Source organism: Oligoflexus sp., assembly GCF_035638955.1.
Lineage (GTDB): Bacteria > Bdellovibrionota_B > Oligoflexia > Oligoflexales > Oligoflexaceae > Oligoflexus.
The window spans coordinates 39172-50708 of the sequence record NZ_DASQYZ010000488.1 but is presented as its reverse complement, the minus strand read 5'-3'; the positions used below and the strand labels follow the sequence as shown (position 1 = coordinate 50708).

General features: G+C 52.8%; 10 protein-coding genes. 2 read left to right on the top strand and 8 right to left on the bottom strand.

Annotated features, from left to right (window positions below):
- The first annotated feature begins 450 nt into the window (after nucleotides 1–450).
- Nucleotides 451–1353 (top strand): glycosyltransferase, encoded by a 903-nt coding sequence (locus tag VE954_RS40020; RefSeq protein WP_324963775.1) that lies wholly within the window; start codon nucleotides 451–453, stop codon nucleotides 1351–1353.
- Nucleotides 1354–1445: 92 nt separating this feature from the next.
- Nucleotides 1446–2273 (top strand): SDR family oxidoreductase, encoded by an 828-nt coding sequence (locus VE954_RS40015; RefSeq protein ID WP_324963773.1) that lies wholly within the window; start codon nucleotides 1446–1448, stop codon nucleotides 2271–2273.
- A gap of 5 nt (nucleotides 2274–2278) precedes the next feature.
- On the opposite strand, the gene VE954_RS40010 is transcribed toward VE954_RS40015, so the two are convergent.
- The 8 genes from VE954_RS40010 to VE954_RS39975 form a co-directional block, all read right to left on the bottom strand.
- Nucleotides 2279–2899 carry a YdcF family protein gene (locus VE954_RS40010; protein ID WP_324963771.1) on the bottom strand — a complete coding sequence of 207 codons (621 nt, stop codon included), beginning with the start codon at nucleotides 2897–2899 and terminating at the stop codon, nucleotides 2279–2281.
- Between the two features lies 1 nt (nucleotide 2900).
- Nucleotides 2901–3632: a lysophospholipid acyltransferase family protein gene (locus VE954_RS40005; RefSeq protein WP_324963769.1), complete on the bottom strand. Its 732-nt coding sequence runs from the start codon at nucleotides 3630–3632 to the stop codon at nucleotides 2901–2903.
- A gap of 11 nt (nucleotides 3633–3643) precedes the next feature.
- The gene (dapF, locus tag VE954_RS40000) at nucleotides 3644–4594 is read right to left on the bottom strand and encodes a diaminopimelate epimerase (protein ID WP_324963767.1); all 951 of its coding nucleotides are present in this window, start codon (nucleotides 4592–4594) and stop codon (nucleotides 3644–3646) included.
- A complete protein-coding gene (locus VE954_RS39995; RefSeq protein ID WP_324963765.1) occupies nucleotides 4594–5325 on the bottom strand; it encodes a response regulator transcription factor in 732 nt (243 codons plus the stop codon). The genes dapF and VE954_RS39995 overlap by 1 nt, the downstream gene beginning before the upstream one ends.
- Nucleotides 5326–5408: 83 nt before the next feature.
- Nucleotides 5409–6404: a HAMP domain-containing sensor histidine kinase gene (locus tag VE954_RS39990; RefSeq protein WP_324963762.1), complete on the bottom strand. Its 996-nt coding sequence runs from the start codon at nucleotides 6402–6404 to the stop codon at nucleotides 5409–5411.
- A 124-nt stretch (nucleotides 6405–6528) separates the two neighbouring features.
- Nucleotides 6529–7425 carry a PilZ domain-containing protein gene (locus VE954_RS39985; RefSeq protein WP_324963760.1) on the bottom strand — a complete coding sequence of 299 codons (897 nt, stop codon included), beginning with the start codon at nucleotides 7423–7425 and terminating at the stop codon, nucleotides 6529–6531.
- A gap of 10 nt (nucleotides 7426–7435) precedes the next feature.
- Complete coding sequence (locus VE954_RS39980; protein ID WP_324963758.1) at nucleotides 7436–10333, bottom strand: carboxypeptidase regulatory-like domain-containing protein; 2898 nt, start codon at nucleotides 10331–10333, stop codon at nucleotides 7436–7438.
- Between the two features lie 104 nt (nucleotides 10334–10437).
- Nucleotides 10438–11427, bottom strand: a complete 990-nt coding sequence (locus tag VE954_RS39975; protein WP_324963757.1) for a hypothetical protein — start codon at nucleotides 11425–11427, stop codon at nucleotides 10438–10440.
- Between the last annotated feature and the right edge of the window lie 110 nt (nucleotides 11428–11537).

The following is an 11537-nucleotide window of genomic DNA, read 5'->3' as shown; positions in this document are numbered from 1 at the left end:
ATGTCCGGGTCTGATCCGGATGGTGGAGTCCAGGATAATTCCTGGGTTTGAGCATACGCCATCGAGAAAATCTCGTTGATCGCATCGCTGACATTTTTTGAAAGAACATTGAGACGCTCGAGATGGGAACCTGGATTTCCGGCTTGATCTGGCATGACAACCCCTAGAGGGAACGAAAACAAATATGCGTCGTAACCGAAAAACTTCTAACGCCAATGACTTCAAGTTCCTAGATGCAAGCAGGATCAAATCCACAACAGTTGGGCTATTGAAGGCACTATATGTTCGGTTCATGGATCTTGCTGCGGAACACACCCGTAAAAATATGAAAGGAAAACACCTGTGATTTTCATGTGAAGCGCTGCGGGGACAACACTGGTTCAGTCCAGCTTATAAGGATGTGCTATCGAGAGTACCGTGCGTCCTTTACCATGAAGGCAGGGTCATTCTATGAAAATTGGCGTTTTCTTCGGGGTTTACGAGGCTGAAAAAGCCTTTGCTCAGCAGACCTTAGGCCAGTTGCTCGATATTTTGCAAAACCATGATGTGCATGTCCTGATTTTGGATGATGCCTCGCCAAGCTTTTTGGGGCAGGGTTTGGTGCAAGTTTACGCCGGTCGCAAGCGCGTAACCTTTGAAGTTCTTCGCAATGAAAAATCATCCGGTTTTCGTGGGGCCATGGATCGAACCCTCTTCGCCTTCCGCCACCTGTCCAACTCAAGCCAGGCTTTCGATTACGTCCTGCGCGTGGATGCTGATCTGTTCTTTAATCGTAAAGATTTAGCCGGGATTTTCGAGTCCCACCGTCTGCCCAAGCAGGGCATGATAGGATCCTTCGCCCGCTTTCGGGTGCGTGACTATATTCAAGTGCTGGCCGACCTCGTGCCCTTTGGTTTTAGACGGCGTCAGGTGAATGGCATCGTCGAACACAAGTGGGAATTCAAGCGTGTGAGAGCCGTCTGGTGGTGGGACCTGGGTCTGCGAGCGCTCCGTTATGGATTCAATCGGGAATTTATTGGGGGTCCTTTTCAGATTATTGCCGGATCCACATTGATGGAATTGTCCAGGAAGGGCTGGCTGGACCGCAGACCCTTGGAAAACCTGGGTCTGGTATTTGGTGAGGATGTGATGTCCAATATCCTGGTGAAGGCTCTGAATCATCCCCTCATGGATCTGGCCGAACTCGTTCCTGACTGGGCCTGTGACATGGCGATCAACCCTCATAAAGGCGATTGGCAGTCTATTCAGGCGAACAGGTATTACCTCGTCCATCCCTTGAAGGGCGACCCCTGGGGGCTCCGGCTTCGTCAGGAACTGGAACGCGTGCAAGTTGGTCATCTCGAGTCAGTTTAACGCCTCATAAAAATCCCTTGCTGCCACGCCGTGGATGGTGTTCCTTTGCTCCATGGCAACCCTCACACGATTCAAGGCAGAAAGGGATACTCATGGCGATTTCTCCGTTTCGATCCGATATTCTCAAAGGCAAAGTTGCATTCATTACGGGTGGCGGCAGCGGCATCAATTTTGGTGTGGCCAAGGCATTGGCGGCTCACGGCGCCGATATCGCGATGATGGGACGCCGGGAAGAAGTCTTGCAGCAAGCCTGCCAGGAGCTTGCCAAGCTCGGTGTGCGGACATTCTATAAGAGTGGTGATGTCCGGAATGCGGAAGCCTGTAAGGCGGCCTTGGACGAAACAGTGAATGCGCTCGGTAAACTGGATATCCTCGTCAACGGCGCGGCCGGTAATTTTCTTTGCCCACCGGAAGAACTAAGCCCCAATGGTTTTAAGACGGTTGTTGATATTGATTTGAACGGCACCTTCAATATGTGTCGTTATGGATTTCAGTATCTCAAAGCCAGCAAAGGTCTGATCATTAATATTTCGGCCACTTTGCATTACGTCGGAACTCCCTTTCAAGCTCATGTGTCGGCAGCCAAAGCCGGGGTTGATGCCCTGACGATCAATCTTGCCGCCGAATGGGGCCCGGAAGGCATTCGCGTCAACGGGATCGCGCCAGGACCCATCGGTGATACCGAGGGGATGAAGCGTCTGGCTCCCGGTGACAGTGGTGAGAAAATGAAAAAAGAAATTCCTCTGGGCCGCTTCGGAGAAACGGCAGAAATCGGACTTACCGCCGTGTTTCTGGCCTCGTCAGCGGCCAGTTATATAACAGGTGAAACCATAGTGGTCGACGGCGGTGCATGGCTGAGCAAGCCGCCGATGGTGCCGCGGGCGCTGGTGGAACAAATGATGGCGAAATCCAAAGGCTGACGCCGTCAGTAGTGGGTCAAATAATAGGCCCACTTCAGGTACTCATTAAAGACCATCAGAAAATCAAATTCCATCGCATACCAGACCTTCGGTTTCGGTGAAGGCATGGATTTCAGCTCAAAATAATGATTGTTAACCTTGTCCGCAATCCAGTGAGCCCGGCTGGAGTGATACCAGCTGGTGCAAAGGATGAGGCGTCTCGCGGCGGGCAGGCGCTCTTTAATGAGTTTGAAGTCGGCCGCCATTTCTTCCGCCGAACTGGTCACGGCGCGGCTGTTATCAAAGATGATGGCGTCGTCTTTGATACCAAGTTTTTGCAGATAGCGGAGGCTGGCTTCACCGTCACTCGGCCGCAAACCCAAGGCATTCAGTTCATCCTTCTCAGCTTCAACAAAGACGATTTTCGGGGCGAGGCCTTTTTTAAGGAGCCTGGCGCAATGTGGTGTTCGGTCAGAAACCCCGCCCATAAGCAGAATCACGGCATCAGCGGAGGTCACGTCCGCATCGTGTCGCGTGATAAGATCGGCCGGCCACTGGCGACTCGGCTGATAAAAAAACATCAGCAGTGCCAGTCCAGCCATTAGGCCAAAGAGAAAGGCGCAGAATTTTTCCCAAAGACGTCGCATATTAAAATAGCGATTTCTGCGAGGGCACAATGCCTTCCGCGATCATGGCGTTCATCTTATCCATCAATTTCTTGTGATAGTTGTAGAGCTGCCGTTTGAAACTCGCTGGATCATCGGCTGGCTTCGGTGGGTAAATGGGTTTGCTGATATAGTGCTCAAGCTTGACGGGTCGGGGAATAGGCGTGGGACCCAGTCCACGAGCTAGAAAAAAGGGCAGACGCAATTTTTTATAGATAAGTTTGGTGACGCTATTATCGTAGACCTTATAGATGTCATCGGCACGCGGACAGGCTGCCAGTACGATCGGAGCGCCGGTTTCCAGGGACAGTCGGGCAAAGCCCCGGCGCCTATTCCAGAGTATCTGGTAACGCTCGGTGGAAGGCCGCAGGGATTCCCGCATGCCACCGGGCGCGATATAAATGATCTCACCATTATTGAGCAGCTTTGCGGCTGTTTCCTGCGAACCCGCGATACAGCCAAGCCGTTCCATGGTTTCACCAAGACCTGGCATCACATAAAAAGCCCGATCGATCAGGGAACGAGGAATGCGGCCATTGGCGCTGTATACAGCTGCCATCAGCATCAGCATATCGTAAGTGGCAAGACTATGGTTGCAGGCCACAATCACCGGACCCCGGGTGGGGATATTTTCGAGACCATGTACATCATGCCGATGATATGTCCGCAGAGCATTCACAAACGGCAGAAGTTTAAGCGTGAATTCTTCATCCATAGATTAGCCTGTTAAATGACGAGGCGACCACGAAAGACCATTTGAGCCGGACCAGCAAGCGTGACGGAATCCGCGGTGTTTTCCTGTTTAATGTAAAGTCGGCCGCCTGGCATATCAATTCCAAGCCAGTTTTTTCGATCGGTGAGACCAGAAGCAAAAGCCGACGCCCCAATAGCGGAAGCTCCGCTGCCGCAGGCCTGGGTTTCGCCAGCACCACGTTCCCAAACAAAAACTTCATAAAGTTCATCAATCGGTCGGTTCAAGGCCTGAGCCGATATTCTGCGGTCATCATCCTGCACTTTTTTACTGGCGCAGAGGTGAACGTTGATGCCGTCCCAAAGCGAAGATGATTGCAGAGCGGGGCCAACTTTCCGGATCATATCACGGTTCACAGAGTCGAGGAAGAAACAGAGGTGACGATTGCTGATTGAAACAAGATGCCAATCTCTTGTCAATTCAGGCATGCCCAGTTCCTGAGCTTTACGACTTACGAAAGTTTTCACCTCGTCATAGTCGGCATTCTCCTTGTTCACCTTCGGGTGCCCCATGTCCACGGCCACGAGCGGCAAAAGTCCCATGCGACCCGGTGCCAGACGACCCAGGAATCGGCAGGTCGCCGTGCTGCTTTCCAGCTGCAGATCAAGGGCATCGGGAATATCCACTTTTTGATCGGCCTGCAGATGGTGGGTCAAAATACTAAGCGCCGCACAACGAATGCCGTTGCCGCAGGTCTGGGCCAGCGAGCCATCGCTGTTGATGATGGATAGCTTGTGAGGCATGAGATCGCGCGCGGTTTTGGTGTGCAGAACCAAAATACCATCGGCTCCAATACCACTGCCGTCGCGCTGGCAAAGAGCAGGGGCCTGGCGGCGCAGGGAATCAAAGGTGATCTGATCGTGGTTGAACCAGGTCAGGATAAAATCATTCTTATTGCCATGCCATTTTTCGAATTCGATCTCCATCAGCCGGATACCTCTTTTAAATCAGCACAGAATTTATAACCACGCCCGCGCACGCTCTGCAAGATCTCAGGCTGCGAAGGGTCTTTTTCGAAGTATTTACGCAAGCGCATGATAAAGTTGTCGACTGTTCGCGTTTCGACGTTGCCGTGCACGCCCCAGACGCGGCCCAGGAGATGCTTACGGCTCAGGACTTCCTGTGGATGCTCTAAAAATTCAGTCAGGACTTTTGCTTCCAAAGCGGTCAGAACAAAACTGCCTTGAGGACCTTTGAGCTCAAACGTCTGAGGATTCCAGGTGACCTCACGAAATTGAATCAGCGAGGTTTGCTGGCCGGTCCGCAAGGGACTGAAAAGATCACTGCGATCAGCCATCCTTTTGACCCGCAGGAAGAGTTCCTGCAGACTGAAGGGTTTGGTCATGTAGTCATCGGCGCCTGTTTCCAGACCCTGCAGAACATCGTTTTCCGAGGCGCGCGCGGTCAGCATGAGAATGCCGGTGATCTTATCCCGCTGGCGGATATAGCTCGCCACCTCAAAACCGTTCATTTCGGGCAGCATCACATCGAGGATGACCAGGGCAAAGGGTCCCTCTTTGCTATATTTTTCCACGGCCTCGCGGCCATCTTTGGCCATAGTTACCCGATAGCCTTCGGCCTGAAGATTCAGGTCCATATTGAAGGCCAGATGCGGCTCATCTTCGACAAGGAGGATATGTTTTTGTCCAGTCATCATGCTGCCAAAACGTCCTTTCGACGTATTAAACCCATATCCCAGGTGGTGATCCTTTTGCAGGGGACCACCTTAATCCCTGAGCCTCAGGAAGCCAAGATGCATTCGCGGGAAAGTGCAACGGTAAAGCGTGATCCCTTGCTGACTCCTTCGCTTTGGACCCAAATTCGTCCACCCATGGAGGTGACGATCGATTTTACGATGTAAAGGCCAAGACCGGTCCCCGGGACGGCTGCCTTTTGTGCTCGAGGCGAGCGATGAAACATGCGGAAGATCTTGCGCTGCTCGCCCGAAGTCAGGCCAATCCCGGCATCTTCGACGCTAATCCAGAGCTCATATTCCTGCACAGTTACCTGCACGCGGATCGGCGCGCCCGCCGGCGAGTATTTCAATGCATTCTCCAGAAGATTGCCCAGCACGATGGTCAGGGCCAACCGGGAGGCACCAATCACCAGATCGGAACTGCAGTCGATCTTGAGCCTTTGATGCAAACTATCATCCATATGGCGCTGCTGATCCGCGACATGTTGAATCAGCTCACGCAGTGGAATTTCATCCTGCTGATTTTTATAGTCAATGATCCCGCGATCCAGGCGCCCGGCGATCAGGATCCGCTCGACCAGGTGCGAAAGGCGTTCCAAATCCTTCTCGACCATCGAAAAAATCTTCAAGCGAATGGGTTCGGGCAGCTGATGTCTTTGCAGGGTTTCGAAGCTGAGCTGGAGGCTCGACAACGGCGAGCGTAACTCATGGGTGACGCTGGAGACAAAGGACTTCTGCTGGGTAATGAGACTGCTTTGAATCTGGGTGAATACGAAAAGGACCACGGTGCCCACCAAAAAAATGCCGAGCAGCACGCAGCCGATCACCAGTGTGAAGATGCCGGTGGTCGGGCTGATTGTGGAGGCCGAGCCGATGATACTGCTTAACTTACTAAGGGTTTCCTGCTGGCTCATGAACCAGACGACCCAAAGGATGATCATCGTCAGCCAGACGATCTGCAGGGCGACAAAGACGAAGATGGGATGGGTCAGCCACCGGAGAAGTTTGACCAGAATGTGTTTCATCTGCCGGGTTTGCATGGGTAATGTGCCTTGTCGACGGGAAAACGGATTGGTGGCCTTGCAGGGGCCACCCACCGGATTAATGCGTATTTCTGCGTCTGTCCAGGAAAGTTGTTTCAGGAGACGGAATGATGAAAAGAAATTAACGGCGCTTCTCACCTGACTGGGCTGCATACTGGGCTTTTAAACGGGCGGTCTGGCGGGCGAATTGCTTGCTGACAATAGCCAAAAGCAGCTGGCCTATGAGGTGTGACTGGCTATCCGTGACATGCTCGAAGGAAATAGCCACTTTATTGCCGGAAATAAAAACCCGGCGAACTTTGGCCGAGATTTTTATGAAATCACCGTACTCGTACTGAATGTATTCGTGGATGGGTATACTGATTTTAATTTGATCCCCGGGACGAAAGATCACGTCCTTTTCCGCGTTTATCAGGGCGCCGTGCATGCTCAGGTCCACGATTTTGCCTTCGAGCACGGTATTCTTGTTCAGGTGAAAGACGGTTGCCGACAGACTCACATTGTAGCGGCGGCTGCGACGGTGGTTCTGATTGTCGATGCCGGCCTTGATACGGGCCATAATCTGCTGACGAGCGTTGCCAGGATAAACGATATACTCGTCCGACTCATGATAGAGCAGAAGTTCCTTGTGATAAATTTTGACCAGCTCCTCGGCATCGCGTGTCAGAAACAGAACCGGAATGGTTTCGTTGCGGCGCTTTTCCTTGAGAGCCCGAATTAAGTTCATCACAGCTGTTTTTTCCGTGAACTCATCATTCATCACCAGCAGAGAAATATTCCGACCAAACTGCCTTGTCAGCTCATCAGGCGTCCGCGGTGTCGAGATGGCAAGTTGGGCGTACTCTTTCTTGATGAAGCCTTCCATCGCAAAACTCAGATCCTTGTCGAAGCGATCACCCAGGGCAAAGATCACATAATTTTTGCGTTTTTTACGCGGTCCCTGCAAATAGGCTTCGATTTTAGCCGCAGTTTTGTCTTCGATAGTATCCGGCTTTTTCTTATCCGTTGTTTCGCTCATGGTCGCCCCTTCACATGGTCTTGGCGGATGAGGCCTTGGTGGATCGTGCCTGTTCTGTTGGTTCACTAAGGCCTTGCGTTTGTCGGTAGAAGGCCTCGGCTTTCTTTACGAGGTTATAGTGTTTGTCGGCAGGTGTTGCGAGTGCTGTGGATTCAATATATTTTTTCCAGGATTCATGCGCATGCTTCAAGTCCTCGCCCCTTTGGGTCATCCCCCAGATTTTGTGCAGGCTCAAGGCCCTGTAGTACGAAAGACTATGGACGGCCTGGGTGTATTGCTCTTCCGGAATGAAACGAAGCTGGCCTTCGCAGAGATCGAGGAGATCCCTGGTTTTTTGCCAGGAGCTGATCGCAGCAGACTGATCGGAGTCCTTGAGCTTCTCACCGATGTGATAGATGGCAATGGCCTCATTGATCTGAGTACCGATGAAACGTTTGTCGACAAAATTGGCCACTTCCGGGCGACTGGTGACGCGATGAAAGGCCGCCGCTGCTTTGATGGGATCCTGACTTTGATTCAAATAAATATCGCCCAGTTCATGCTGCACGACCAGATAATCCGGATGCGATTGCGGTAAAGCTTCCAGAAGATTGACGGCTTCATTGAGACGACCACCCTGGATCAATTGACGAGCTTCACGACGCAGATCCTTTTCCAGATGGACGGCACGGGAGCCGCTCCAGTCGAGACCTTCTTCATCGAAACTGACCACCTGATTGATGGCCTTGTATTCTTCATTGAGTACGATTTCGATCTGGGCCGTAGGACCCGGAATATCGATGCTCTGGTACAAAGGACTGCGGCCGATCAGGCGGCCATTCAGCTTGATTTGTGCATTGCTGGGATCGGTTTCAATGCGAATGGGAATCGAGGATCGTTGCAAGGTAATGGCCTTATCCTTGCCATCAACCCACAGAAAATCATCCTGATGCAGGCGATACCCCGTACGCACGGCCGTCAGGACTCCACGTCGGGCGGCAGCAAAGCGGGTGAGGCGGGCTATGCCCTGTCGGTCCGTCGTGCCGATCCAACGATCCTGCAGATAAAGATTGACCTGGGCCAGGGCTCTTTTGTCCGCGACATCCGTGATCGTAATATATTTATCGCCACCTTCTGGCTGTCGCTGCAGGGCCACGATTTGACCGACATTTGCGGTGGTCCGGGGCTTGAGCTCCGTGATGCGAATGCGGCTGAAACCTTCGCTCAGATCCGTAATTTGCGCAGAACCGATATCCGCCCAACCCGGTTGCGAACCGGGGCCATCGACCTGCAGTCCATGCAAGCGGAGAGTTTCCCCAACTTTGAGGGTATGGCCCGACTGCTGGCTTAGATTGATGCGAAAGCCTTCCTTCTCCGCTTCCACAAGGCTGCCTTCAAACGGCAGATAAGCACTGAGTTCACGGCTGGCCTGGCTAAACAGGGAGCGCATGATCCTGGCATCGGGACGTGCTGTGAGACGTTGCAGCGAGGCACCGACCACGCGGCCATCGGCATTGACGAGACTGAGTTCAAGGGACGAAGCTGGACCGAGGATAAGAGTCGAACGCAGAGCCCATTCGAATTCAGCCAGGAGATCCGGTTGATTCCACCCCTGACGACCGATTTGCTGCAGGCTGAGGCCGTTGCGGTCCAGGACCTGGGATATGCGTTCCCAATCAGCTTCCATAAAAGGCGGCTGATTGATGAGATTCTGTCGAATGCCTTCATGGATGATCCTGTCCCAGCTGGTGATGGCATCCGGGTCCGGTGTTTCACTGCCGGAATTCTGGATTTTCAAAGGCAGGAGCAAGAGGCGGGCGCGGGTCGGCGTTTTGCTCGAAAAACCTTGCACGATGGTCCAGGGTCCGGAGGCGCTGAGGCTTTGTGTGATACGGTTCGGCAATTGGCCAGGGGCTTCCAGGGTCAGAATCGTTCCTTCGGCCGGTTTTTGCGGGAAATTGTATGAGAAGTAACCGAAGTTATCGGTGCGGCCGAGATCTTTGCTGCCAAGTTTGATGGTGACATCGTGGAGACCGCGAATGGATTTATAGGTTTTTTGCAGGGCAAACACTTCCATGGCCTGGCCACGGATCAGGTCGATCCGAACCTTATCACCATGAGCCAGGGAAATGATTTTGGTCTGGGGTTGAAAATTCTGGGCCCGGGTCAGGATATGCACGTTATCGGTGGCAAAGCTCGCTGGTAAGGTCAGCGTGCAGCGGCCCCGTGCGTTGGTGCTGCATCCTTCGAGCCATTGACCGCGCTCCGGATCACCATAGAGTATGCGGGCATCGCTGACGTTCTCTCGTCCGCTGGCTGTATAAAACGTAATGAGTCGAGAGCTTTGCTCGGCATTTTCCAGCAAAGTATTGGCAGCCTTTTGGGCGGAAAGCTCAGGATCAAAGGGTTCCAAAGCATGGGAAGGGTCTGTGGCATTGTCCGTATTCACAGCCTGAAGTGCGGTGACAAGACCTGGGTCTTCGCTATTTTCAGCGGTTGGTGGGACTTCGGCGGGGGCCTCTTCGGTTTTCTTCTCGGGTTCAGCGGCAACAGCTGGGGTTTCCGGAACGTTCTTAGGCACGGCATACAGAGTCGCTTGCAGTTTGAAATGATTCAGATCGCCTTTGCTGATGCGCACTGTTTCAAAAAAAGGTGCATAGAAGAGCTGTGCGCTGGGTTTATTGATTTCCACCAGAACGCCTTCATCGACAGGCAATTCCATACTGATCTGGGCCTGGCCCTGATCGTTGGTTTGCCCGACGAGCTGCTTTTGAATGGAGATCTGAGCGCCAGGAATCGGTTCTCCCGAACCATCAGTCACACGGATTTTAAAGGTGGCTTCAGCTTTCAGGAAACGACAGCTTTGAACACCCAGGGCCATAAGCCCGAGGCCGAATAGAAGACAAAGAGTCTGGATCAACCGACTCATGGAAACCCCCTCATATACAAAAAATTCCTGCTTTCATTGTAGCAAAGCGGCGGGAGACCGACGAGGGGTCGACGCGGAGCGAAGGGTGGGAGAACGGAGCCAGATCACTGGGTGCTGGCGTTCTCATTGGCATCGGACGTTTCAGAATCCAAACGGGTCTGCTGGACGCGTGGTTCCTTGGTCAAAGGGAAAGCGAATTCCTTGCTGCGACCTTGTTCGTCTTTCACAGTGACCCGGACGGCCGTGAAGAGGCCACTGCCTTGGGTCGGACTTGAAAAATGGAAGACTTTGTTCTTGTAGTATCGGATGTTGAAATGCTGATCAGAGCTGGGATCGTCCTGATCGCCGGTATCAACCTGGCTTTCCGTGGACGCCGACTCTGTTTCCAGCCAAACGCCATCCTTGCCACTCTCAAAGAAACGGGCCTGAGCTGTCACGGTTCCCGAGGCCTTGCTGCCTTTATTGGTATTTTTCAGGGAAAAGCGAATGGTCAGCGTTTCATCATGAACAGCACTTGAAAAATTCTCGACCGCAATGCTGGGGTCATTCGCAGCAGGTGTTTCAAGAGCCTGGGCTATGATTTTTTCCTTGGGAGCGGTCGCCGATGGGTGGGCGACAGGGCTGGGAGGAGCGACTTTGGCTGCCAGGGTTGGTGGCGCGGGACGTATATTGAGATCAGGTCGTGCCTCGAGTTTTTGGTCCGATTCGTCTTCCAGTTGATCCTCGGCTGTTGCGAGGATCCGGGCTGCGACCCCTGAGCCTGATAACAAGGGATGACCGTCGTTCGGGTAGGCTTTTTCATAAACCTGGTCATAACGCGTCTGATAGTTAAAGATCACCGAAAGGAGGTTACGACTCCGGTTGCGGAGCTCACTGGTGCGCCCGTGCTCGCGGATCAGCAAAAGACTCGCAATCAGCGACCAGCTGACCAAAAGCCCAAGCGTGGCGACGGTCAAGTAACTGGTTCGGATACTGAACTTCAGTGTGCGCGTGCGGTGCGAATCAAGAAAATAGATAATATTGAGGTATCGCTTCCGCTCACTGCGCGGACGCTGGCCAGATTTTTCTTTTGCGTCCTGGCTTTTTTGAGTCATCAAAGACCCCCCAAACTGCGGACGGAATGATTTCAACCTCTGCTTCATTATACCACTTTGACTTTCTCTGACAAATGGCAGCACTAGGAAAATTCCGCCGGGCGCATGGA

What these genes read in the sequence shown, in the direction of transcription:
- VE954_RS40010 (WP_324963771.1), bottom strand. Translation starts at nt 2,899, where the DNA reads ATGCGACGTCTTTGGGAAAAATTCTGCGCCTTTCTCTTTGGCCTAATG.
- VE954_RS40015 (WP_324963773.1), top strand. Translation starts at nt 1,446, where the DNA reads ATGGCGATTTCTCCGTTTCGATCCGATATTCTCAAAGGCAAAGTTGCA.
- VE954_RS39990 (WP_324963762.1), bottom strand. Translation starts at nt 6,404, where the DNA reads ATGCAAACCCGGCAGATGAAACACATTCTGGTCAAACTTCTCCGGTGG.
- VE954_RS40020 (WP_324963775.1), top strand. Translation starts at nt 451, where the DNA reads ATGAAAATTGGCGTTTTCTTCGGGGTTTACGAGGCTGAAAAAGCCTTT.
- VE954_RS40005 (WP_324963769.1), bottom strand. Translation starts at nt 3,632, where the DNA reads ATGGATGAAGAATTCACGCTTAAACTTCTGCCGTTTGTGAATGCTCTG.
- dapF (WP_324963767.1), bottom strand. Translation starts at nt 4,594, where the DNA reads ATGGAGATCGAATTCGAAAAATGGCATGGCAATAAGAATGATTTTATC.
- VE954_RS39975 (WP_324963757.1), bottom strand. Translation starts at nt 11,427, where the DNA reads ATGACTCAAAAAAGCCAGGACGCAAAAGAAAAATCTGGCCAGCGTCCG.
- VE954_RS39985 (WP_324963760.1), bottom strand. Translation starts at nt 7,425, where the DNA reads ATGAGCGAAACAACGGATAAGAAAAAGCCGGATACTATCGAAGACAAA.
- VE954_RS39980 (WP_324963758.1), bottom strand. Translation starts at nt 10,333, where the DNA reads ATGAGTCGGTTGATCCAGACTCTTTGTCTTCTATTCGGCCTCGGGCTT.
- VE954_RS39995 (WP_324963765.1), bottom strand. Translation starts at nt 5,325, where the DNA reads ATGATGACTGGACAAAAACATATCCTCCTTGTCGAAGATGAGCCGCAT.